Here is a 23,589-nt window from a genome sequence, read left to right as displayed (position 1 = left end):
CTTTAAGCGGCGTTTTTTATTAAGGGGTTTTACTAATTAAACTGATCACACATTTCTTGATGACTACCAAGGATCGCTTTAACGTTTTTGTAGCCCATTTTATTTAGCTGCTCTGTTGCTAAACAGGCTCGTCCGCCACTTTGACAATGAACCAATATTGATTGTTGCGGATCGTCACAAATACTGGTTATCTTCGCTTCCAGTAAACCGCGGCTTATCGCGATAGAGCCTTTTATCTGACTGGCTTCAACTTCTATGTTTTCTCGAACATCTATTAGGATAGATTGATGTTCATCGAAATATTTTTTTGCATCACTTACCGATATTGTTTCGATTGATTTTTTTGCTTGCTCAACCAGTGCTGACATAGGGGAAATCATATTAGCTCCAGATATCTATGGATTAATTATATTATGATTATCTAATGTAATATAGAACGGATGTCGCTGTAAATGAAGAAATTATCGCTTTTTATAAATGTCCTAATGTCAGGTTTTACAGCAATATTTTGTATCAGTGACTTGTATGGTTAATCGTTGTAAAGAAAAGGGGCGATATAAAGAAGTCGCTTGCAATACATTTTATACTGACAGGTTAGTCGCAGCCGCTTGATTAAGGCAAGATATGTTAGCAAACATAAGGCAACTCGCTAACCATAATCCTAAGGATTGTTATTAGCGCTCTAGAATACATAAATAAAACCAATACCTATTTCCTCTTCATAATTAGCGCGGGCTATTGGGCTGATTTCAATATCGCTGCTATAACGCTCGTAGACTGCTTCACCAAAAACTTGCCAATTCTCGTTAACAATGTGTCGATAATGATAATTGATCCCAACAGAGCGAAATCCACCTTCTAACACGGTTTCATTTAATCCGGATGTTTTTGATTGTTCCAGGCTTACACCGAAGTCTTTATTGGCGTAATCGCTATCGTGAAAAACGACAGCAATAGCAAGTTCATGTCCGCTGCCGTCATTATGTTCACCAAAGCGCGTGCCAAAACCTAACAGGCCAAGGCTACCATCCTCACCAGTAACCACTCTTCCATCTAGCCAATATCGCCAATCTGAATCAAAGGCGGTGCGTAATTGCAATACGAATTCAAGTCCTTCATCGCCGTTACCGAGTCCATCCAAATATCCGTCATCGGAATCACTTTCTTCTCGCCCTTCATCAAAACTCACGGCGACATCGAATAACCAGTTTTGGGCACGAAGTCCTCGCCAGCCAAGTGCTTCTCCAGCCCAATAGAAAATATCATTGTCTTGTCGCCATTGCACAGCGCCGGCAGGATCGACTTCAATACCGAACTCATCTGAACCTTCGTAAGCAGATTCATACTCTACACCCAAGCCAAGTCCAATTGCCAAGCCATTGTCGCCTTTAGAAAAATCTTCTAGCGAAGGCAGTGCTACTAAGACGTGTTGTTTGTTCTGCTAAAACGTGTTGTTTGTTCTGCGCCATTGCAATTTGAGAAAAGGGCGTGTTTAACATGAGGATAAACAATAGAAAGATGAGCTTTTTCATTTTCTTGTCTCAGTTTTTTAGAACAGAACCAAGTGTTGTGTAAAATGCTGTTCTGATTGAGTGATTGATTAATTGTAGTCTACGCAGAACGTTAGTGAAGGGATCAAACAATCGAACGTTGCGTTTAACGTTCGATGTACTTATTTCCTGATGCCTAAGAGCTAAAAAGTTGGAGCAGACTTGGTATCATAATCGTCTGCTCTTAGTGCATTTTCGGAGAGAACAAGTTTGGCCTTGTTCAATAAAAGGCTATCTTAGTGAGAATTATGCACGAGGAATGCGAATTTTTTTCTCTTCTGATTCTCGATACAAAACCAATGTTTTGCCAATAACTTGGACTTTAATTGCATTGGTTTCGCGGACGATAGCGTCGACAATTAACCCTTTTGTTTCCCGATCATCTGTTGGGATCTTTATCTTGATTAATTCATGATGATTTAATGCAAAATCAATTTCTGCTATGACGGCTTCAGTTAAGCCATTACTCCCCAATAAAACTACTGGTTTTAGAGAGTGGGCTAAACCTTTAAGGTACTGTATTTGTTTTTTATTTAGGCTCATTAACAATTTTCGTTACAAGTTAGCTTGAATTAGCACTATTTTACCCTCATCTTGTCTGTAATACTAATATTGTTTAATCAGCATGCATGACGACAGTCGAATAATTGAAGTATATTGCTGTCATTAGAGAATTGAATGAGTAAGAAAAAGTTAACTGCAAGCAGCGCTCGTTGGATGCAAGAGCATTTTGAAGATGAGTATGTCAAAAAAGCGCAAAAATTAGGGCTACGCTCTCGTGCTTATTTTAAAATCGAAGAAATAAATAACAAAGATAAGTTGATCAAATCCGGCATGAAAGTCGTAGATTTAGGTGCGGCCCCTGGTGGTTGGTCTGAATATGCAGTGAAAGCCGTAGGTGATAATGGTCAAGTTGTTGCCTGTGATATTTTACCCATTGATCCTATTGCTGGTGTTGATTTTCTTCAGGGAGACTTTAGAGAAGAAGCGGTTCTTGATACGCTACTGGATAAAATCGATGGTAAAAATATCGATGTGGTCATGTCAGATATGGCGGCTAATTTTACCGGTAATGATGCAGCGGATGCAGCACGAAGTATGTATTTGGTCGAATTAGCGCTTGATATGTGTCACCAAGTACTGAAAAAGAATGGTGCCTTTGTTGTAAAAGTGTTTCAAGGAGAGGGCTTTGAGCAATTTTTAAAGGATGTGAGAAGTTCATTTACGACGGTTAAAACCCGTAAACCTGACGCTTCTCGAGCAAGATCACGCGAAGTTTATCTGGTGGCGACCGGATACAAATTGTAGTAAATTAGTTAAAATTACCTGATTACATCAGTTATACTACCGTTGTAACTATTAGCAAGAGGTCATTAAGTTGAGCGATATGGCAAAAAATCTTATTTTGTGGCTAGTAATAGCCGTTGTGTTAATGTCTGTTTTCCAAAGTTTCACACCGAGTGGAGGAAATCAGTCAGAAATTAATTATACCCGATTCGTCAAAGACGTTAATCAAGGGCAGATCCGAGAAGCGGTTGTCGATCGCAATGGTGTAATTAAAGGTACAAAGCGCAGCGGTGAAACTTTTGTCACAGTTATTCCTGGTGGATACGATAGAGATTTAATTAATGATCTAGTTAAGCAGGGTGTCGTTGCTAAAGGTGAATTACCTGAAGAACCAAGTATGCTAACGACCATTTTTATTTCTTGGTTCCCAATGATTTTGCTCATCGGTGTGTGGATATTCTTTATGCGCCAAATGCAAGGTGGCGGTGGTAAAGGTGCGATGTCCTTTGGAAAAAGTAAAGCGCGTTTACTGAGTGAAGATCAAATAAAAACAACGTTTGCGGATGTCGCTGGTTGTGATGAAGCGAAAGAAGAAGTGGCTGAGTTGGTCGATTATTTAAAAGATCCTTCTCGTTTCCAAAAACTTGGCGGTCGCATTCCATCCGGCGTGTTGATGGTAGGTCAACCTGGTACAGGTAAAACCTTGCTTGCGAAGGCAATTGCAGGTGAAGCAAAAGTACCGTTCTTTACTATCTCTGGTTCAGATTTCGTCGAAATGTTTGTTGGTGTTGGTGCGTCACGCGTACGAGACATGTTTGAACAAGCAAAAAAATCAGCACCATGTATTATTTTTATCGATGAAATTGATGCCGTAGGTCGCCAACGTGGAGCTGGATTAGGTGGTGGACATGATGAGCGTGAACAAACACTTAACCAAATGCTTGTTGAAATGGATGGCTTTGAAGGCAATGAAGGTGTTATCGTGATTGCGGCAACTAACCGTCCTGACGTTCTTGATCCGGCGTTATTACGTCCAGGGCGTTTTGACCGTCAAGTAACCGTTGGTTTACCTGATATTCGCGGTCGTGAACAAATTTTAAAAGTACACATGCGTAAAGTTCCTTTAGGCGATGATGTTAAAGCATCGGTCATTGCACGTGGTACACCTGGTTTTTCTGGCGCGGACTTAGCAAACCTTGTTAACGAAGCCGCTTTGTTTGCAGCTCGAGCAGGTCGCCGTTTGGTATCGATGGATGAATTTGAAAAAGCAAAAGATAAGATCTTAATGGGGGCAGAGCGCCGCTCAATGGTCATGTCAGAAAGCGAAAAGGAAATGACGGCTTATCACGAAGCAGGGCATGCAATTGTTGGTCGATTAGTACCAGATCATGATCCTGTGTATAAGGTAAGTATCATCCCTCGTGGACGTGCATTAGGTGTAACAATGTACTTACCTGAACAAGACCGATTCAGTCATAGCAAGCAACACTTGGAAAGCAATATTTCTTCATTGTATGGTGGTCGTATTGCTGAAGAAATGATTTACGGTCCAGATAAAGTATCAACAGGTGCTTCTAACGACATTGAGCGTGCTACACAATTAGCTCGCAAGATGGTAACTCAATGGGGTCTTTCAGAAAAAATGGGTCCTATGTTGTTTGCTGAAGAAGAAGGTGAGGTGTTCTTAGGAAGAACATCAGCTAAAAGCCTTCATATGTCTGATGAAACCGCTAAAGCAATAGATGAAGAAATTAGATCTTTTGTTGAGCGCAACTACAAACGTGCAGAGAAAATATTAAAAGAAAATGAAGATATTTTGCATGCGATGAAAGATGCATTGATGCATTATGAAACCATTGATGCAGGTCAGATCGACGATCTAATGGCGCGCAGAGAAGTACGCAAGCCAGCAGCTGAGTGGGATGACCATTCATCAGATTCATCAAAGCCACCTACAGGTAAAAGTGAAGTAAAACCTGATTTAAGCAATCCTTCAGACGCTCCTGCCAAGTAGCGATGAATTCAAAGCCTCGACTATCGGGGCTTTGTTTTATCCCTTATTTCTTTTTGTATTATGACTATGTTTGCAACGAGTAACGATCTATCTAAACAATTAACTTGCCAATCATTTACGTTGGACCTGGGTTCGCCATGTATCATGGGAATATTAAATGTCACGCCAGACTCTTTTTCTGATGGCGGGAAGTTTAATACCCAAGCTAAAGCCCTAGCACAAGTTGAGGCAATGATGAGTGACGGTGCTAAGATAATTGATATTGGCGGCGAATCAACAAGACCAGGAGCAGAAGCCGTTGCGGTAAAAGAAGAGCTTGAACGCACTATTCCTTTACTTAAAGCAATCAAGCAACGCTTTGATGTTTTAGTGTCGATTGATACCAGTAAAGCTGAGGTAATGGCGCAAGCGATCGAAAATGGCGTCGACATTATTAATGATGTTTGTGCATTGCAAAATGAAGGCTGTTTGTCTGTAGTTTCACAAACGGACATCCCTATTTGCTTAATGCACATGCAAGGGCAACCAAGAACAATGCAAATTAACCCTCAGTATGACGACGTTATCTCGGATATTAAGGTTTTTTTTGAAGATAGAATCACTCAATGCGCTGAACATGACATAGAGCGGCAACGTTTAATTCTCGATCCTGGTTTTGGCTTTGGTAAAACACTTGAGCAAAATTATAAATTACTTGCTAATTTGTCTGCATTTGATAGCTTCGGATTACCTGTTTTATCAGGAACATCGAGAAAGTCGATGATAGGCAATTTGGTCAATAGAGGCCCTAACGAGCGTTTAGCAGGTAGTCTCGCAACTGCCTTAATTGCTGCTCAGCAAGGGGCAAAAATAATTCGCGTACATGATGTTAAAGAAACACATGATGTGCTTGCTGTGTTAGCGGCAACAGAAAATAATAAGTAGAACTGACAACGGAGAGCTTTATGTCAGAAAGAAAGTATTTTGGTACCGATGGAGTACGTGGTCTTGTTGGACAATATCCAATTACACCAGACTTTGTCATGAAATTAGGTTATGCCGCAGGTAAAGTACTGGCGGCACAAGGCACTAAAAAAGTGCTTATTGGTAAAGATACCCGTATATCAGGTTATATGCTTGAATCGGCTTTAGAGGCTGGGTTTTCAGCCGCAGGTGTTGATATCGGTTTGCTAGGACCTATGCCGACGCCAGGTATAGCCTATTTAACCAAAACATTTCGTGCAGAAGCCGGCATTGTCATCAGTGCATCTCATAATCCTTATCATGACAATGGCATCAAGTTCTTTTCTCAAGATGGTCAAAAATTACCAGATGATGTTGAACTCGCGATTGAAGCTGAGTTAGATAAACCGATGGGGACGATAGAGTCGCGATTATTAGGCAAGGCTAATCGAATAGAAGATGCTGCAGGTCGTTATATTGAATTTTGTAAGAGTAATTTTCCAAGTCAATATTCATTAGCAGGTATGAAGATAGTCGTCGATTGCGCTCATGGGGCGACTTATCATATCGCTCCCAACGTATTTAGAGAATTAGGTGCAGAAGTCATCGCTATTGGTGCTAAGCCCAATGGACTTAATATTAATGATGGATGTGGTGCTACATCCATGGATGCTATTTCACAAGCGGTTGTTGAGCATCAAGCAGATCTTGGTATCGCACTCGATGGTGATGGTGATCGTTTAATGATGGTCGATCATACTGGATATGTGGTTGATGGTGACGAGTGTGTTTACGTCATTGCTTCAAATGATATGAAGTCGGGAAGCGTTCAAGGTGGTGTTGTTGGTACCTTAATGAGCAATATGGGCTTGGAACTGGCGTTAGCTGAGATGGGTGTTCCGTTCTTACGTAGCAAGGTTGGTGATCGTTATGTTATGGAAATGCTTAAAGAAAATGGCTGGCAGTTAGGTGCAGAAAACTCAGGCCATGTTATTAACCTCAAACATACGTCTACAGGTGATGGAATTATCGCTGCTTTAAATGTTTTAACGGCAATATGCAGTAGCGGGAAAACATTGTTTGAATTGCGTCAGGGCATGGAAAAACTTCCTCAAGTGTTAGTTAACGTGCGCTTTAATGGTAATAGCGATCCGTTAAGTTCACACGAAGTGACCTTAGCGGTTGAGAACGTTAATAATATCCTTGAAGGTAGAGGAAGAGTGCTACTTAGAAAGTCAGGTACTGAGCCACTTATTCGTGTTATGGTGGAAGGGCCCGATCATGATGAAGTAACGACGCTTGCCCACCAAATTGCGGATGTGGTAAAAAACTCATGCTAATGGGTTGAAATATGAGCAAATGAACAAGATATTGATGTTAATGCTTGTATCTTTCGGCGAGGTTAGTTAATATCTCGCCGCTTCAATTTAGGAAAGACAAATGACAAGACAAGCAATTGTAGCTGCCAACTGGAAAATGAATGGTAGCCTTTCGTTAGTAGAAGAAATGACAAGTGGTTTGAGTAATATCACGCTTGCAAATAATGTTAACGTTGTAGTTTGTCCGAGCTTTCCTTATTTAGGGGCTTTTTCACTTTCAATGAGTCAATGCCAATTGTCAGAGCAGTTTGGTCTTGGTGCTCAAAATATGAGTGAAAAATCAAGTGGTGCATATACCGGCGAAGTATCGAGTACAATGCTAAAAGAATGTAATGTTAATTATGTTATTTTAGGTCACTCAGAACGTAGAAGCCTGTATCATGAAACGAGCCACTTGGTTGCTGAGAAAGTAGCAAAGGCATTGGAAAGTGGTCTGACACCGATATTGTGTGTTGGTGAGAGTGAACAAGAAAGACAGTCTCAACAAACAGAGACGGTATTGGCTTCCCAATTGCAGCCTGTTATTGATTTAATAGGTATAGAAAAATTTACAGAAGTTGTTGTCGCGTATGAGCCGGTATGGGCAATAGGTACAGGTAAAACAGCTTCGCCAGAAATGGCACAAGAAACTCATGCTTTTATCCGACAGTTTTTGGCGAATGAAAGTGAAGATGTGGCAAGTAAAGTACCTTTATTGTACGGCGGTAGCGTTAATAAAGGAAACTGTGAACACTTATTTGCACAACCAGATATTGACGGTGGTCTTATTGGTGGTGCTAGTTTAAAAGTCGACGAATTTAGTCAAATTTGTTTGGCTGCTAAAGGGCAATAATATGTTGTATCAAATTTTGATTGTTGTGTACTTAATCGTAGCGTTATGCTTGATTGGCTTGGTACTGATCCAACAAGGTAAAGGGGCTGACATGGGGGCATCGTTTGGTGCAGGTTCTTCAGCAACTATTTTTGGGTCAAGTGGTTCGGGTAATTTTCTAACCAAAGCAACAACCTGGTTAGCAATTGCATTTTTCGCTATCAGTCTTGTACTAGGTAACTTAACTGCAAATCGTGTAAAAGCGACAGACGAATGGAACGACTTAGCATCGCCAGTAGAGCAGAGTGCAAGTGATATTCCAGCGGTTAGTGCTGAACCAAATAGCGACGTACCAACAGGTACTGCTCCAATTACTAATAGTGATGTACCTGCTAGCGAAGAAGGTACAGCGGATAAAAAAGACAACGAAAGTAATATTCCGCAATAGTCTTTAGTAAACACATTTGCAGATGTGGTGGAATTGGTAGACACGCCATCTTGAGGGGGTGGTGCTTCGCGGCGTGAGGGTTCGAGTCCCTCCATCTGCACCAAATATAAAGCGCATGACTAATCATGCGCTTTTTTATTGCTTGTCTTTTAATGTAATAAACTTGGGTTTTCAATTGGCGCTTTATAAAACATAGCTAAGTAAATTAATGCTAGTGCAACTCATTTTGTCGCCCAAGCTAGTGAGTTTTACTAACTAATCTCAGCTGTGGATAAAGAGTGCATTGCTAGTTCTTATTATTAAATTCTACGTTATATTGTGGTGAAATAGCTGGCTATTTCTACAACCATAGGCAATGAATTAACTAAAAACTCACATGTCAGAAATATTAGCAAAGCTTAAACGTCTGATTGTTTGTGTTTTGTGCTACGTCTTATGCAATGTTTTTTGTTAGGTAGTTTACAGAGATAGCCCATATTTACGTAAAACATTAATTACCTCACCGTTTTTATACATCTGAGATAATTTTTCATCATGGTGTTTTACTAATTTTTCTCGCTTATCAGGAGCTATTTTTGGCGAAAAAGCGATATAAATATTGGCGGTAGAGACACAGCCTGCATTTTTTAATGCTGGCATATCACTATTCTGATTTTGTAAAAAGCTAATTGTATTTTTAGTAAAGAGGAATGTGTCTATTCTGCCTCTCACCAGTTTTCCAACATTTTGCTCGACATAACGATCTAAATAAGGTTGAAACTGGAATTGATGCTTATTGTTTTCTACGTAACTATTTAACTCTTCAATTGAAGTATCCTGCGCGATACCTATTGTTAAATTAGCGAGAGAATCTACGCCATTATATTGCCATGTAGATTTTGGCAGTGTGAAAAAACACATCGTTTGAATGCCAATAGGCTCTATTGGGTAGACTAAATCTGGGGCTTCTGCTTTGGCAGGAGAGAGTATGACATCAGCGTCGCCTTCTCTGGTGTATTTAATTGCTCTTGACCATGGAAGGTAATTTATTTGGATATCAAACTCATTGTTGGGATAGATCTTCTTCAAAAGATCAACAATATAACCGTTATATTCATTATCTTTAGGACAAATCTGCGGGCACCAATCTATTGCTGCTACAGACAGCGTTTCTTTTATTGTTGAAGAGGGCTCAAGTGCCAATAGTGGTGTTGAGTAATAACTTGCTAATAACCATGTGGAAACACACGTTAAAGTCCTTTTTGATAATGTGATTTTTTGCATACAAAACTTAATAAAACATTTCCTAGAAGCCCAACAGGGAGCTTGAATTACAACAACAATGCAGTTTATCAATATATGAACAAATATTCGACATATATTCTATTTTCTCAGCCAACTAATTTTCTATTTTGGCAGCTCTACATCAGTCCCAAGTACTTATTTACGACACGTATCCAGTGCTTTTTTCATACACCTAACTTAGTTTTTGGGGAGAAAACGACATTTTTTAAGAGGATTTGCCCGTGAATATCTTGCGAGTATAGCCAATGTCATCTAGTGGGATGGGAATCTTGTCTAACTGAATAAGTGGTGAGCTTCCAATTAGTGACCCGTTTAGGCAACCGCAATACCGTTAACAGGGGAAATAAAATAATGAAAATTAAATACCTAGCTTTTGCCATTAGTGCAGCGTTATCTAACGTTATCTATGCTTGATTAATGTTTATTGAAAAAAGACAACGTGTCGTTTTAAGGTAATCGTTAGACGTTAACAGAAGACAGTACTTTTTATTAAAATCGTCTAATGGTAAGGTTAGACCAATCCGCATAAATATTTAATATTTATGCGGATTGGTATGTGACATATAAACCTTTGTTCAACTGTTTGGTTCTACTTGATATGTTTAATCGGTTGTTAATAGTTACACAGTTTTACCCAGTTTATCATCGCAAAAATTATCTGTGTTTGTGGCTTTTGGTTGTTCTATTCTGTTTCTCTTTTAAGCTTTTTGCTAAAGAGGAAACGAATGGCTTATGGCAAACCAATATTCCATTCCTTGATGAGCAGCATTTAGCGCCAGAGTACTGGATAGCTAAGTTAGATAAGGGAGAGCAAACTTTATTAACCAAAGCTCAAATCGACGCGTTAAATAATCAGCAATTTTCTCAGCAAGAGTTTTTACATCGACCACTTGATGTCGCAGCAACGTTAGCGAACGAGCAGGTGATTTCATTAATCGAAAAATTGAGTAAGGTTCCTTCTGACCTGCGATATAACGAGCGTGGAAGAGTGCTAACAAAACACGATTACTCAGCCTATATTAACAATTTAAATTTACGACGATTAACGCGCCAAAAAGACCCGCAACAAGTCCTGTATGGCTTGGTAACGCAACGTGCAAGTTTACGTACGTTTCCAACCTTTGATCGCGTGTTTAGTCAACGCGGCCAAACAGATATCGATAGGTTTCAAGAGTCCGCGGTATTTCCGGGAGAAGCTGTGGCGATACTGCATACCAGTGCCGATAGAAAATGGTATTTTATCCAGAATTACCATTATCGAGCGTGGGTTGAAAAAGACGCAATTGCGATCGCAAATAAAAGTGAAATAGCGCAGTTTATCAATGCAAAGCATAAACTTGTGGTCACTGGTAATAAGGTGTTTACCACATTTAACCCCAATGATGAAACAACATCTACAATCCAGTTAGACATGGGCGTTACTTTGCCGTTACTTTTACCGCAACAACTAGATGAATTTCATGTACATAATCAACATATCTTAGCCAGTTACGTTGTCTCTCTGCCAACCCGCAATGGTAGGGGGGAATTAGTCTTAAAACCAACACTAATCCCGAGAAGTGCAGATGTTAATCTTGGTTACTTAGCGATGACGCAAGCCAACATCATTAAACAAGCGTTTAAGTTTTTAGGAGAGCGATATGGCTGGGGGCATGACTTTAACGCCAGAGATTGCACTGGCTTTATCGGTGAAATATTTAAAACCTTTGGTTTGTTGTTGCCAAGAAATACGAGTCAGCAAGAGCAAAATGTGATCGGTAGCGAGGTGCGATTTAACGCAGACATGACGGTGTCTGATAAATTACCAGCGTTAACCACATTGAAAGCTGGTGATATGTTATTTTTACCGGGTCATGTCGCCATGTTTATCGGTTTTGATCAAAATGAACCCTTTATTATTCATGATGTGTTTGGATTATCGCTTATCGATCAGCAAGGTCAAACCATTGAGGGCACTCTCAATGGGGTTTCAGTGACGCCATTAATGCCGTTTGAACAGTATTTAACTAACTTGTCGGCGATAAAACGCTATTTTGAATTAAGTCATTAAAGGGTACGCGATGCGATATATATTTAGCTTTTTATTACAGCTCTGCACCTTTACTGTTGCCATTATGATCAGCTTTGCAGCGGTAAGCCAGCCACAAAACTTTTCTTTAACAAAACTTGATAGCCAACAAGTCGTTGTTGTGGTGGTTGATGAGGAAAACTCGGTTATTGGTAAACTTTATACCTTTGAACGCTCTGGCCAGGCAGATAGCATAGATTGGCAGCGCTATTCTATTCAAACTGATGTCGTAGTCGGTAAGAAAGGCGTTGCATGGGGAATAGGACTACACCCTCAGCAAAGCGGTATTCAAAAAAGAGAAGGCGATGGCAAAGCACCAAGTGGTATTTTTTCATTAACGGGTGCTTTTGGTTATTTACCCAAATTGCAAACGTTATTGCCATACCAATCAATGGCTAAGGAAGATTATTGTATTGATGTTAATCAGTCACCTTTTTATAACCAAGTTATCTCAACTACGCAGTATGGTCAGTCAGCGGTTGAAGGTAGCTCTGAGCCAATGCGGCGTGATATTCACTTAGGTGATCAGTTATACAAAAAAGGAATTTTTGTCGCGCATAATCCTGCGAATGTTGCGCAAGCTGGGAGTTGTATTTTTATGCATATATGGCGAGGAGAAAGTCAAGGTACAGCCGGTTGCACTGCAATGGCAGAAAAACAACTTGATCGTTTATTATCATGGCTAAATACTGAAAAAAATCCTATTTTCATTTTGATGACGTTAGCTGACTATCAGCAGCGCCAAAAAACATGGCAATTACCTGCGATAAAGGTGAATAAAAGTGCTTCTTAACTGCGATTTAGGGGAGCTCGATAATAACGTCGAATCTTTTGTTATGCCATATATTGATATGGCCAATATCGCCTGTGGAGAGCATGCTGGCGATGACGCCTTAATGGCGAAAACATTACAGCTGGCTAAACAACACAACGTGATGGTAGGGGCGCATCCAAGTTATCCTGATCGCAAAAATTTTGGACGTGTTTCTATGACAATGTCAAGTCAAGAGTTACAGGATATTACCCGTAAACAAATTAGTCGACTCATTGACGCGGCAGCATTATTTGAGCTTAAGGTTAGCTATGTTAAACCTCATGGTGCGCTATACAATGATATGATGAAAGATATTTCTATCTATGAGTTATTGCTAACAGTTATCGCGGATTTTAGTAACGATTTATCGCTAATGATTCAAGCGACGCCATTTATTGAACGTTATCAAAAGCTCGCTAAGCACTATGGTGTTACATTGATACTCGAAGCGTTTGCAGATCGTCGCTATACCGATAATGGAAACCTGTTAGCAAGATCAGAATCAGGGGCAGTGCTTTCAAGTGAACAAACCATATCGCAAGTAAAATTGCTACAACACTATCAACAAGTCATTGCGCAGCATGGTAAAAAAATTTCTGTTGCTGCAGAAAGTATATGTGTTCATGGCGATAATATTGATGGTGTAAAACTGATCAAGGAGATTAGTAAAATATGCAAACGATAGCGTTAGCAGATATGATGACCCTTGCGATTGAAGTTGCTAGTGAAAATGCCATTATTTGCTATTTGAATAAACGCGATAATGAAACAGATATCACCGATCAAGATATATACCGTGCCATAGTCGCGTTATCTGAAGAAGTTAATCTATCACTAAAAGGGCAGGTTATTGAATTAGTTCCTGCGTTTCGCTCATTGCTCGTGGTATTTGACATCAACAAGCTAACCATTGAATCGATTACATCAAGCATTGAAAAGTTATTCAAGCAGAGTCATTTGCATCCGGAAAGTTCAATCAAATCGATAGATATCCCAGTATATTATGGTGAGGAAGTCTCACAAGATTTAGATTATGTCGCTAGGCAAACTGGTTTGCAAAAAGAACAGGTGATCGAGCTTCATATGCAAACGGATTATTATGTTCAAGCAATTGGTTTTGCTCCTGGCTTTAGTTACTTAGGAAATTTAGACCCGCGCATTGTTTTACCCAGAAGGCAAACCCCACGCACTCAAGTACCCAAAGGAGCGGTTGCAATAGCAAATGATAAAACTGCTATCTACCCTAATAGCATGCCAGGTGGCTGGCATATCATTGGTTCTACACCTTTTGATTTGTTCGATAAAGATCGTAACCCACCAATGCTGCTTCAAGTTGGAGATAAAGTGCGCTTTAAGAAAATCAACAAAGCTGATTTTGTTGCTCAAGGAGGCGTTTTATAGTGTCTTCATTCATCGTACAAAACAGCGGTATTTCAAGTATTTTGGTTGATAAAGGCCGTTTTGGCTATGGCGCTATGGGCTTGGCACAAGGAGGACCTGCTGACGAAAATGCTTTTTACTGGCTTAATCGTTTACTTGATAATGATAATAATGCGGTAGCGATTGAATGTACACTTGGCGGAATTGAACTTAAGTGTACGTCTGAGCAGGTTATCGCCGTTACTGGTGCTAACGCACCATTATTTATTGATGGCATTAGAAAGGCAAACTGGTGTAGTCATAACGTAAAAGCTGGTGCAAAAATAAAGCTAGGTTATGCTAAGCAAGGTACTAGAGTTTATTTGGGGGTGCAACAAGGATTTACGGTTAGTAAACAGTTTGGTAGTGCAACCACAGTTGTAAAAGATAGTGTTGGTGGTCTTAATGGAGATGCACTCTCTAAAGGCGATAGCCTACCTTGCCAAGTGATTAAACACCAAACACTCAAAGCATTATCGCAAGAGATTATTCCTCGTTATCATCAACAGTTACAGCTTGGTATTGTGGTTGGTTATCAAGCAAAAGTGTTTTGTGCTAAGGCACTTAAGCAATTTTTCAATCAAGCCTATCGGGTAACCGAAGCAAGTAATAGAATGGGCTATCGGTTGAGTGGTAAACCTATCGAGGTGCCAAAGGCTGAATTAACCTCAGAGGGAATTTGTTATGGGGCGGTTCAAGTACCGCAAGATGGGCAACCAATCGTGTTGCTTAATGATCGGCAAACCATTGGTGGTTACCACAAACTCGGTTCAATATTATCATTGGATGGCAGCAAATTGTCGCAATGTCAACCAGGCGCACAAGTGAGCTTTTACCCATTAAGTGCAGAGCAGGCTATAGCGGCGGTAAATAAAGACCATCAGTGGCGAGAAAAACAATTACTGTTGGATGTCATTTAATACCAATCTGCATAAATATTTAGCCTCTTAGCGAGGATTTAATGACTTATAGGCAAGGCATTGATTGAAGAGAATGGTTTTTCCCATGTCAAAATCAATAACGCTGCATATAAGTCATTAAAACTCGCCCTTTGGGAACTCAGGAGCAACATGATAACGGCACAATATTTCCTTGATGTAGAATGACTATATCTGTGAAAATCTTGTTTGTTCTAATGCCTCTCCTGCAGTTCTAAGTGATTAAATATTTATGCAGATTGGTATAACCATGATTGTTTTTAGATAGGCGCTGTTAGGATTCTTTAGTGTTAGTGTAGTATTGATACTGGTTCTTACCTTGCCGTTTAGCAACATACATGGCGGTATCTGAGTTTCTCGTTAGGTCATTGTAGTCTGTACCATCATTTGGGTAGGTGGCGATACCGATACTAAAAGTGGCATAAATTTGTTCGTGAGTAATAACAATAGGGCTGGTTAAGGTAGATAATATTTGCTGAGCAACAATAGCGGGTGTCTTTGGGTTGTTGATATGACTTAACCAGATGGCAAATTCATCACCCCCTAAACGACAAATAACATCATCTCCACGCACAACTTCGGTCATCCGTTTGGCAATTTCAAACAACAAGTGATCGCCGGCAGAATGGCCATAACTATCATTAATGCTTTTGAAATTATCCAAATCTAGAAACAACATCGCATGTTGTTGATTAAAGGTGGAGTTCATTAAATCTCGATTAACAATACGCTGAAAACGGGTTCGGTTAGGTAACCCTGTCAGCGCATCATAATTGGCTAATCGCTCTAGTCTTTGTATTGCGATCGCTTGTTCTGTAATGTCTTTAATGGCGATAATGGTTGAAGGAAGGCCATTAAAGTGTGCATCATGAAACTGCAGATCGACAAATTTTTCAGATTGGTTAGAAAGCAAATGCATGTTTGATAGTTTACTTTCTTGATTTTCGATCGCTTTAGTGATCAATTGTGCATTTTCATGATTAAACAGTTCTTCTAGCGAATAGTTTAATAACGCTTTGTGCTCGACTGAAAACATCGCTTCAGATGCTCTATTAACGTCAACAATAAGGCCATTTTGAATAATAATAATGGCATCAAATGTCGCATTACTGAGTTCTCGCCAACGTTGTTCACTTTCTAATAGTGCATTTTTCGCTTTTGTACTAACTTCTATTTCCTTATTAAGGAGTTCGACTTTTTGAGATAATTCTTTTTTAGTGGCTTCTAAATTTCGTGCATAAGTTAGCAGGCGTTGCTGAATTTCAATTTGAAATGAACTATCATCTTTATTAAAAATGCTGCCAGCTTGGGGTTTTGCTGTAAAATCTATCGCCGATATCTCGAGTTCAGGGTGTAATTCAATAAATTGGCAAATTTTATCGTCTAAACATTGCGGTTGAGCCATGATAAACAAGCAATCTTCTTGCCCTTGAGAGCGGCAGGTAATCTCTCGTGCTTCTAATGGGATGCCAAAGCTTTTTTGACACCAACCACTTGAATATCCCGCATTCATAATGCAGACGGGATGGTCTGTACTAAAGTCACTGTCTAACCAGGCATCACATTCAAACGAGTAGGGATGTTTATATACCAGATAAAAATTCTCATCGGGTGACGGTGTTGATTCAGGCATTATTTCAACAGATGCCCAACCTGAATAAGCAAAATGAATCGGCCCTGCAGATAGTTTTGCGATAGGATCAGTAAGATTCATGGTTTCATGGAAGTTTTGTGCATCCGATTGCCCAACGGCATGAGCAAGTTCATACAATAAGCTAGCCGCGAAAACATCGGCTTCGTTTTGATGCTTATCGCCAAAAATCTTCCTGACTAACTGAAAAAACTCAACTGAAAAGGCAGCTCCTCGTACTAAAACATAGCGTGATTTGTGGATCTCAATAGAGCCTTTCTCAGGCGATGCTTTTTGCTCGCTAAAAAATTCACTGACTTTGGCTTCAGCGAGTTCAAACAAGGCTTGAAAGTCTTGAGGCACTTTTACTGTTTTTAGCATCTTTGTTCCCTGAAGCTGCTTTTGTACTTTCTTGCTTTTAGCATTTTTACTATAGGCATATTAATTTAGCAACCTATCGTTGTATATCTCATTAATAACGCTAGCGACTTCTCTTTGTAGCCTAAACCTAGCATAGGTTTATTCAATAAAGCTTGGTATAGTATTGGCCTGATTACAAATTTGGTGGCTATTTGTGGTAGACCTTGAAGGCACGCTTTATATTGGCATTATGTCAGGAACCAGTGTTGATGCTATTGACGTTGCATTAGTTTGTGTTGATGATCAAAAGACAACGTTTCTTGATGGCATAGAATATCCTTTCCTAGAAGATATCAGAGAGCAAATTTTAATGCTTTGTCAGACGGGAGAAGTGCACTTAAAAGCATTAGGTGAATTGCAAGTTAAATTAAGCCTATGTTATGGCGAGGCGGTCAATGTATTATTGGAAAAGCAATCGATAAACGCCAACCAGATTCGTGCAGTTGGTTGCCATGGTCAGACGGTTTACCACCATCCTTTTGGTCAATACCCTTTTTCAATGCAATTGCTTAATGCCAGTGTTTTAACCGCCAATACAGGGATTACAACGATATCAGACTTTCGCAGTATGGATATTGCTCTTGGCGGCCAAGGAGCGCCACTTGTACCACCATTTCATCGAAGCTTGTTATTGACTAATGACAAACACAAAGGGGTTTTTGTCAATATAGGCGGGATTGCTAACATTAGTGTCATCGATGAAGACTCTCTTATTGGCTATGACACTGGCCCCGGTAATGTCTTGCTCGATATCATCATGCAAAATCGATATAACCTCAGTTGTGATAAAAATGGTCAAAAAGCCGCTCAAGGTCAAGTGTGTAAACCTTTGTTAGATGCAATGTTATCTGATCAATATTTTGCAAAAACCGGTGAAAAAAGTACCGGACGAGAATATTTTAACCTTGATTGGTTAAATCGATATCTTGGGAGTGAGTATATTCATTTGTCTGATAAAGATTTATTAAGAACATTGGTTGAGCTTACTGCTGTCACCATTGCTAATGGGATTGGAACAAACTATTGCCATGACGTATATGTGTGCGGGGGAGGTATAAAAAATCAATTGCTGATGGCTTGTCTGCAAAGGATGTTACCAAAAGCCAATGTAAAAACCACCCAGGCACTTAATGTTGATCCCGATTATATCGAGGCCGTTGCATTTGCGTGGTTGGCACATCAATGTATCAACCGCAAGGTGGGGAACTCACCTAGTGTAACGGGTGCCAGTAAAGCGGCGATTTTAGGTAACATTACTCCTGTCATTTAACCGCTGCACTTTTCACTTTTTGCAAAATATTTGCCTATTTAATTAAAACAAAATTTGGCAAATATTGGTTTTAAAGACTAAGGTTAATAATAAAATTATAATTTATTAACCATATGATTTTAAAAAAAATTAGTAATACTTCTTTGTTATTTCTCAGTGTATTTATGTTGTTGGGCTGTCAAGGGCCTGATTTTAATACATCGATACAGTCAACAGCGAATACTTCGCCGTCGGTGTTAGCAACCGATCAGAATTCCACTCAACATACCTTTTTAACATTGGAAGAAATAAATGGTTGGAGCCACGTATCGTTTTATCCTGATGAATATAATGATTTAGCGCAATTGTCTGGTGCCTATCATATCAAAGCGACTGAAGTTATCCATAATTCGCAACGTCACTTAGAAGTTGAAACGGTATTAGTTAGGAAACTAAGCCATGCATTCAACCAAAATAGTAATGGCATAATATTGTCTCTTGAAGACAGAAACTTAACCATAGGGCAACTTAACAACTTATCTTTGACCCTAGCAATAAATGGTCGCAATTCTGTGATACCGACGCCTTTTGAAGCATCGCATTATTACAATCAATACATTCGAGATGGGATCATTAGTCAAGATTGGCTAAATAAGTTATTAGAAGAGCCAGCGGTGTTAACATTTACCTTAATGTCCAAAGGTGTCGATGATTACAAAGCAACAGCTGCGGGTTATTATCGATATTACGTTTCTGCTATCGATGAAAAAGTACAGCTATCGTTATCTGCCCATGATTTCATTGACGGATCTGTAACTGACAAGTTAGGTAAACTTGACCAAACGATAACCGCAATAGTGATCACACTTGATACAGCGACTAACCAAACCTTAGAAGATTTTATTACATTACCATCAAGCTCAATAAAAGAGCTTTATTTAGAGGCAGATATATCAATCACTGATATAAGTTTAAGTTATCGACAAATAGGTCTACTAGCGAAATATTGAAACAAGTCTCTAAGGGCCTGTTGATCTTTGTTTGAATTTTCTGCAATCGGTTACTTTTGATAAAATCAAAGCAGCGTAAGCGTAGTTTAGTTACGACAAATGAGCTAATGCTGATGGTGCTATTCTTAAAAATGGCTATTGCCCCTTTCGTTGAGGTATTGTGACTGAGGCTACTATTATGATTACAGCGCTAGGCTAGAGAGTGCTTTTTTGCCATATTCATGCCATCGTTGAATAAAACCAGGCGGGTAATAACTATTAAAACATTCGTCATATCCTGGTAGGTGTTTCATTCTCTCAAACCACTGAGCGACAAGTGTATTATCAGACCACAAGCCGTCGAGCGATAACATTGCCATTCGTTGAACATAGGGGAGGGTAACAATATCAGCCAGGGAAACATTCGGCCCTAATAAATAGTCGCTATCAACTAGGGTTCGACCTATTTTATTGACAAAACCTTTATGTACCGCAATGGCTGCTGATAATTCGGGTAACTTTAGCCCAAATTTTAAGGCTTTAAGTTGACGGTCACGTCGTTGTGCATCAGGAACTGATTCAAAATGCTCTTTAAGTTGTTGTTCTGTAAGTGTTGCCATTTCTGGTCTTATCGCGATTGACCAACTAACTGTGCTACATGCAGGATGAATACTTTGGTCGATGTATGCGAGCCATTCATGCATTTTCTTTTGTTCTGGTAATGTTGTGGGAATAAAACGATTTTGATTAAACTTTCGATCTAAATATAGACAAATATCGTTAGACTCATAGATTATCGTAGTGCCGTCTTGTAGAACGGGAACTTGAGCTTTGGGATTAAGCTCCTTAAACCAGGTGCTATGTTGTTCGCCACCACGTAAATTTACAGGATACAAGGTATATGCGATAGGTAATTGATGTAGTAACAAATGGACTTTCTGTCCACAAACAGCATTAAAATGAGTATAAAGAGTTAGCACAAGCAATTAATATTGTTAGTTATCGTCATGGTATTTTGACATAAGTGTTAAAAAATCAAAAGGTCCTCATATAACTAAACGTTATTTTTATTGTTAATTTTTTTGAAAATTTTTATATGATAATTATCTCTATGTTGTTGTCAGTTATTTGCTCTAAATAGAGTTTGGCTAACGTTAAGTTGCCAAAATGTCGTTTAATTTGAGCGAAAGCAATAAAGCGTGATTTAGCCAGTCTCGGATCTCGACACCTTATTAAAAAGAGCCAAGTTTTAACCAGAGATGGCGGTATTGAAGGGGGTATTGATGCGGATGTTTTCATTGTCTGCATCCTTGCAAATGATAGTTCAATTGATTATAGCTTAAGATTTTGGATCAGTCTGGCTATTTTACTATTCATATCGATATAATAGGCGCTCTTACATAGCCAATCTCGGCGGGAAATTAATAGTGATAATCGGTAGTAAAAAGGTATCTAAGCACGTTTATTCACCCCAGGGGGTAGTAACACAAATTGATGAGGTAATTGTTGAAGAGCCTTTACAAATCAATCTATTTTTTCCCACTGAATGTGAAACTATTGGTAAGCCTTATCAATTTAGTATAACGATGCGAACGCCAGGTAACGATGAACAGTTGATTATTGGCTTGCTGTTGAGTGAACAAGTGATTTATTCAATAAAGGACATTAAGACGATAACTCAAGAAAATACTAACGATGGCACCAACGAGCAGTTAAGTAATGTCTGGGATGTCGAACTTGTTGAAGCATGTCGGCAAAGACTACCAAAAGAGCGTCGAATGCGAACCACGTATAGTAGTTGTGGTTTGTGTGGTTTGAGGTCTATTGAGTCGTTAGCGTTAAAACAGCTGCCAACTTTATCTACTCAAACAAATTGGTTATCAGCAGAGGTCGTTTATCAAATACCAACCTTAATTAAGCAACAACAGCAATTGCAACGGTTAACCGGTGGCGTGCATTGTGCAGCTGTGCTAACGGCAAAAGGTCAAATACTAAAATTGATGGAAGATATTGGGCGTCACAACGCGTTAGATAAAGTGATAGGGGCCATAGCGGGGGATTCAACAATCGATAAAAATACCTGTATTTTTGCTATTTCATCAAGGGTAAGTTTCGAAATGGTTCAAAAGGCTCTCATTGCAGGAGTGTCCGTTTTAGTGGCCATCGGAGCACCATCAAGTTTAGCGGTCAGGGCGGCAATCCATTTTAATCTCACCTTGATTGCTTTTACTAAGCCTGAACAGTTTAACGTCTATCATGATGCTCAGCGTATCAGTAGCCAAAAATGTGATAACTGATCCGCAATCATCAGCGCATAATCCGGCGTGTTGAGCTTTTGCAGTTAAGCTAACCCCAAAAGCAGCATTTCTGATGCTTTTTTACGGCGTTATTGTTAATTTATGTGGAATACCCACACACATCAACTCTGCCTTGGATAAAAACATGAACAACTGCTGCAAATTAGCGTTTATAGCTCAACAGCCGCTAATTAACGCCTTATCCCTCGTGTTTTATTTTTCCAAGATTGAAATAGCCCAAAAGTTTTCATCGAAGCTTCCAGATTATGTGTGTTAACAAGCGCCTCGACTTGCTCTGCTGTCTGCCTTTGCCATGGGATATCATCCATATTGGCAAGACCTAGAATTAACGCTGCCATAATTTGCGCGTTCTTTTTTAGCTGAGCTTGATCGACTTTATCAAACGTATCAGAAGCAGCATGGTAGTTTGAAGCATAGTTTGCGTCAGCTTGGTTCGGAACAATGTTGGCAACACCTTGCATCATAAAGTCATAATTATCAGTGCCAACAACTGGCACATTAATCATTTCAAATGGCCCAAGGTTGCTTACAGGTCCAAGCGCCTTATTTAATGTTTCTATTATTTCTTCTCTTCCATTGGTAAAGAAGCCTGTGATTTTACCCGTTCCGATGTCGATAGAACTTGCTAATATGTGATTATCTAGTTCTTTGATGTGCGTCTTTGTATAGCCCCAAGACCCATATAAACCTTGCTCTTCACCGTTAAAGAGCGCAAATCGTATTGTTCTTTTCGGTACAATTTTATTCGCTATCATTTTTCGAGCGATGTCGATAACTAGATTAACATTGGCGCCGTTATCGAGCGCACCCGTACCTAAATCATATGAATCTAAGTGTGCACCGATAAGAATAATTTGCTCAGGAAATTGGCTTCCTTTAATTTCACCAATAACGTTGGCTGACTGATAACTTTCTCCATGTTGCGTATCGATATTGGCGGTTAAGGTTAAGGCGTGATTTTGCTCAAGTAGTCTTTTTATTTGAAGACCACGCTCACGCTCTATCACGAGTAAAGGTATCTTGGTATTTGCGCCTTTACTCGGTAGATGGCGATACAATAAATTTTTTACTCTTGAAGAGATATAGACAATTCCAGCAGCTTTAACATCGGTTGCACGTTGTTCTATACCAACCGCATCAACGTATTCTTCAAAAAGTCCGGAGATACCTTTTTCATCATCTAAAACTTTCGTCGTCACAAGGAGCCACTTATCTTTTAGCGATTTTGACTGAGCAAAATCGGCTGCAGTACCGTAGTTGAGATTAACAATGTCTATGGGCCTATTATTGAACTGCTTTAGTTCACTAAAAGGCATACTGACAACACGTGATTGAAAAGCAATATTTTGTCCAGTGATCAAAGCATTCGCGCTTTTTTCATACCAAGCTTTTGGCATAGTAAAGGGTTCTTTTTTAGCACTGACGCCAGCTTTTCTAAATTCCTCTAGCGCCCATTCAACTGCTTTTAAATTTTCAGGCGTTCCAGTCAGTCGCCCTCCAACATGGTCGGTTAGATGTTGTAAGCTTTCAATGATGTGTTCGTCTTGCCCCAGCGATTTTATTAGCTTTTCAACATCACTTGCATGTGCAGGCTGTAATGACAAGCCTAGCGATAGCAGAAGCAAAACGGAGAAGGCAGGTTTTGTTATTTTAAATAGAGAGTTCATAAATCATCCTTTTTATTTTCTTTCTATGATTACAACGGATAAAAAATAAAGCAATTACAATAAGAAGAATTATAAAATATTAGCGACTTAACAAAAGGCTAGTAATAAATTCTAGAGCGTGTTGCTCTTTACTGTACAAATTTTGTTCGAATTAAACGTGATTTAATCGAGGCGTAGCGAATACCGTATAGTTATTCTATACAAATGAGTTACAACAAAGCGTAAATCACGTTTAAACGAATCCGAAGGACAGCGCCCATTTGAAACTTCCATTTCGTTATTGCCTATTTATGGGGAATAACCACATGACATAGGCTCTGTCTTGTATAAACTTCAAATGAACTGCTGCCAAAATGTACATT

Annotated in this window: 21 protein-coding genes and 1 tRNA gene; 15 read left to right on the top strand and 7 right to left on the bottom strand. The window is 39.4% G+C overall.

Features of this window, described 5'->3' with window-relative positions; translation table 11 throughout:
* Window positions 1-32 precede the first annotated feature (32 nt).
* The 3 genes from ACSLUH_RS06350 to yhbY form a co-directional block, all read right to left on the bottom strand.
* Window positions 33-380, bottom strand: coding sequence for a rhodanese-like domain-containing protein (locus tag ACSLUH_RS06350; protein ID WP_448565451.1), 348 nt, complete (start codon window positions 378-380; stop codon window positions 33-35).
* Between the two features lie 302 nt (window positions 381-682).
* A complete protein-coding gene (locus ACSLUH_RS06345; RefSeq protein WP_448565450.1) occupies window positions 683-1,375 on the bottom strand; it encodes a MipA/OmpV family protein in 693 nt (230 codons plus the stop codon).
* Window positions 1,376-1,796: 421 nt separating this feature from the next.
* Window positions 1,797-2,093, bottom strand: coding sequence for a ribosome assembly RNA-binding protein YhbY (gene yhbY, locus ACSLUH_RS06340; protein ID WP_448565449.1), 297 nt, complete (start codon window positions 2,091-2,093; stop codon window positions 1,797-1,799).
* 135 nt (window positions 2,094-2,228) lie between these two features.
* On the opposite strand from yhbY, the gene rlmE reads away from it, so the two are divergent.
* The 7 genes from rlmE (at window position 2,229) to ACSLUH_RS06305 (ending at window position 8,534) form a co-directional block, all read left to right on the top strand.
* Complete coding sequence (gene rlmE, locus ACSLUH_RS06335; RefSeq protein WP_448565448.1) at window positions 2,229-2,858, top strand: 23S rRNA (uridine(2552)-2'-O)-methyltransferase RlmE; 630 nt, start codon at window positions 2,229-2,231, stop codon at window positions 2,856-2,858.
* A gap of 70 nt (window positions 2,859-2,928) precedes the next feature.
* Complete coding sequence (gene ftsH / locus ACSLUH_RS06330; RefSeq protein WP_448565447.1) at window positions 2,929-4,851, top strand: ATP-dependent zinc metalloprotease FtsH; 1,923 nt, start codon at window positions 2,929-2,931, stop codon at window positions 4,849-4,851.
* A 144-nt stretch (window positions 4,852-4,995) separates the two neighbouring features.
* On the top strand, window positions 4,996-5,775 hold the full coding sequence (folP, locus tag ACSLUH_RS06325; protein ID WP_448565446.1) for a dihydropteroate synthase: 780 nt from the start codon (window positions 4,996-4,998) through the stop codon (window positions 5,773-5,775).
* A 20-nt stretch (window positions 5,776-5,795) separates the two neighbouring features.
* A complete protein-coding gene (glmM, locus tag ACSLUH_RS06320; RefSeq protein WP_448565445.1) occupies window positions 5,796-7,133 on the top strand; it encodes a phosphoglucosamine mutase in 1,338 nt (445 codons plus the stop codon).
* Window positions 7,134-7,233: 100 nt separating this feature from the next.
* Window positions 7,234-8,004: a triose-phosphate isomerase gene (tpiA, locus tag ACSLUH_RS06315; RefSeq protein ID WP_448565444.1), complete on the top strand. Its 771-nt coding sequence runs from the start codon at window positions 7,234-7,236 to the stop codon at window positions 8,002-8,004.
* A 4-nt stretch (window positions 8,005-8,008) separates the two neighbouring features.
* Window positions 8,009-8,431, top strand: a complete 423-nt coding sequence (gene secG, locus ACSLUH_RS06310; protein ID WP_448565469.1) for a preprotein translocase subunit SecG — start codon at window positions 8,009-8,011, stop codon at window positions 8,429-8,431.
* An 18-nt stretch (window positions 8,432-8,449) separates the two neighbouring features.
* Window positions 8,450-8,534, top strand: a tRNA-Leu gene (locus tag ACSLUH_RS06305).
* Window positions 8,535-8,890: 356 nt separating this feature from the next.
* Here the strand turns inward: ACSLUH_RS06305 and ACSLUH_RS06300 are convergent.
* Window positions 8,891-9,694 (bottom strand): substrate-binding periplasmic protein, encoded by an 804-nt coding sequence (locus ACSLUH_RS06300; RefSeq protein ID WP_448565443.1) that lies wholly within the window; start codon window positions 9,692-9,694, stop codon window positions 8,891-8,893.
* A 577-nt stretch (window positions 9,695-10,271) separates the two neighbouring features.
* Here ACSLUH_RS06300 and ACSLUH_RS06295 point away from each other — a divergent pair.
* Genes ACSLUH_RS06295 through ACSLUH_RS06275 form a run of 5 tightly spaced genes read left to right on the top strand, consistent with a single transcriptional unit; the run spans window position 10,272 to window position 14,936 of the window.
* Window positions 10,272-11,765, top strand: a complete 1,494-nt coding sequence (locus ACSLUH_RS06295) for a C40 family peptidase (RefSeq protein ID WP_448565442.1) — start codon at window positions 10,272-10,274, stop codon at window positions 11,763-11,765.
* Window positions 11,766-11,775: 10 nt separating this feature from the next.
* Window positions 11,776-12,576 (top strand): L,D-transpeptidase family protein, encoded by an 801-nt coding sequence (locus ACSLUH_RS06290; RefSeq protein ID WP_448565441.1) that lies wholly within the window; start codon window positions 11,776-11,778, stop codon window positions 12,574-12,576.
* A complete protein-coding gene (locus ACSLUH_RS06285; protein ID WP_448565440.1) occupies window positions 12,566-13,282 on the top strand; it encodes a 5-oxoprolinase subunit PxpA in 717 nt (238 codons plus the stop codon). Before ACSLUH_RS06290 ends, ACSLUH_RS06285 begins: the two co-directional genes overlap by 11 nt.
* Window positions 13,270-13,998: a 5-oxoprolinase subunit PxpB gene (gene pxpB / locus ACSLUH_RS06280; RefSeq protein WP_448565439.1), complete on the top strand. Its 729-nt coding sequence runs from the start codon at window positions 13,270-13,272 to the stop codon at window positions 13,996-13,998. Before ACSLUH_RS06285 ends, pxpB begins: the two co-directional genes overlap by 13 nt.
* On the top strand, window positions 13,998-14,936 hold the full coding sequence (locus ACSLUH_RS06275; RefSeq protein WP_448565438.1) for a 5-oxoprolinase subunit C family protein: 939 nt from the start codon (window positions 13,998-14,000) through the stop codon (window positions 14,934-14,936). Before pxpB ends, ACSLUH_RS06275 begins: the two co-directional genes overlap by 1 nt.
* Before the next feature lie 292 nt (window positions 14,937-15,228).
* On the opposite strand, the gene ACSLUH_RS06270 is transcribed toward ACSLUH_RS06275, so the two are convergent.
* Complete coding sequence (locus tag ACSLUH_RS06270) at window positions 15,229-16,965, bottom strand: diguanylate cyclase domain-containing protein (RefSeq protein WP_448565437.1); 1,737 nt, start codon at window positions 16,963-16,965, stop codon at window positions 15,229-15,231.
* 193 nt (window positions 16,966-17,158) lie between these two features.
* Here ACSLUH_RS06270 and ACSLUH_RS06265 point away from each other — a divergent pair, with 193 nt between their 5' ends.
* The gene (locus tag ACSLUH_RS06265; RefSeq protein ID WP_448565436.1) at window positions 17,159-18,274 is read left to right on the top strand and encodes an anhydro-N-acetylmuramic acid kinase; all 1,116 of its coding nucleotides are present in this window, start codon (window positions 17,159-17,161) and stop codon (window positions 18,272-18,274) included.
* A 143-nt stretch (window positions 18,275-18,417) separates the two neighbouring features.
* Window positions 18,418-19,263, top strand: coding sequence for a hypothetical protein (locus tag ACSLUH_RS06260; protein ID WP_448565435.1), 846 nt, complete (start codon window positions 18,418-18,420; stop codon window positions 19,261-19,263).
* 182 nt (window positions 19,264-19,445) lie between these two features.
* Here the strand turns inward: ACSLUH_RS06260 and ACSLUH_RS06255 are convergent, their stop codons facing one another.
* Window positions 19,446-20,222, bottom strand: a complete 777-nt coding sequence (locus ACSLUH_RS06255) for a glutathione S-transferase family protein (protein ID WP_448565434.1) — start codon at window positions 20,220-20,222, stop codon at window positions 19,446-19,448.
* A gap of 447 nt (window positions 20,223-20,669) precedes the next feature.
* Here ACSLUH_RS06255 and fdhD point away from each other — a divergent pair, with 447 nt between their 5' ends.
* On the top strand, window positions 20,670-21,539 hold the full coding sequence (gene fdhD / locus ACSLUH_RS06250; RefSeq protein ID WP_448565433.1) for a formate dehydrogenase accessory sulfurtransferase FdhD: 870 nt from the start codon (window positions 20,670-20,672) through the stop codon (window positions 21,537-21,539).
* A 191-nt stretch (window positions 21,540-21,730) separates the two neighbouring features.
* On the opposite strand, the gene ACSLUH_RS06245 is transcribed toward fdhD, so the two are convergent.
* Entirely contained in the window at window positions 21,731-23,227 is a 1,497-nt protein-coding gene (locus tag ACSLUH_RS06245) for a M28 family peptidase (RefSeq protein WP_448565432.1), read from the bottom strand.
* Between the last annotated feature and the right edge of the window lie 362 nt (window positions 23,228-23,589).

The organism is Thalassotalea ganghwensis (assembly GCF_053485795.1).
Note: the sequence above shows the minus strand (reverse complement) of the source record. Positions and strands in the feature narration are given on the sequence as shown.

What these genes read in the sequence shown, in the direction of transcription:
- ACSLUH_RS06350 (WP_448565451.1), bottom strand. Translation starts at nt 380, where the DNA reads ATGATTTCCCCTATGTCAGCACTGGTTGAGCAAGCAAAAAAATCAATC.
- yhbY (WP_448565449.1), bottom strand. Translation starts at nt 2,093, where the DNA reads ATGAGCCTAAATAAAAAACAAATACAGTACCTTAAAGGTTTAGCCCAC.
- rlmE (WP_448565448.1), top strand. Translation starts at nt 2,229, where the DNA reads ATGAGTAAGAAAAAGTTAACTGCAAGCAGCGCTCGTTGGATGCAAGAG.
- folP (WP_448565446.1), top strand. Translation starts at nt 4,996, where the DNA reads ATGGGAATATTAAATGTCACGCCAGACTCTTTTTCTGATGGCGGGAAG.
- glmM (WP_448565445.1), top strand. Translation starts at nt 5,796, where the DNA reads ATGTCAGAAAGAAAGTATTTTGGTACCGATGGAGTACGTGGTCTTGTT.
- tpiA (WP_448565444.1), top strand. Translation starts at nt 7,234, where the DNA reads ATGACAAGACAAGCAATTGTAGCTGCCAACTGGAAAATGAATGGTAGC.
- ACSLUH_RS06300 (WP_448565443.1), bottom strand. Translation starts at nt 9,694, where the DNA reads ATGCAAAAAATCACATTATCAAAAAGGACTTTAACGTGTGTTTCCACA.
- ACSLUH_RS06290 (WP_448565441.1), top strand. Translation starts at nt 11,776, where the DNA reads ATGCGATATATATTTAGCTTTTTATTACAGCTCTGCACCTTTACTGTT.
- pxpB (WP_448565439.1), top strand. Translation starts at nt 13,270, where the DNA reads ATGCAAACGATAGCGTTAGCAGATATGATGACCCTTGCGATTGAAGTT.
- ACSLUH_RS06270 (WP_448565437.1), bottom strand. Translation starts at nt 16,965, where the DNA reads ATGCTAAAAACAGTAAAAGTGCCTCAAGACTTTCAAGCCTTGTTTGAA.
- ACSLUH_RS06245 (WP_448565432.1), bottom strand. Translation starts at nt 23,227, where the DNA reads ATGAACTCTCTATTTAAAATAACAAAACCTGCCTTCTCCGTTTTGCTT.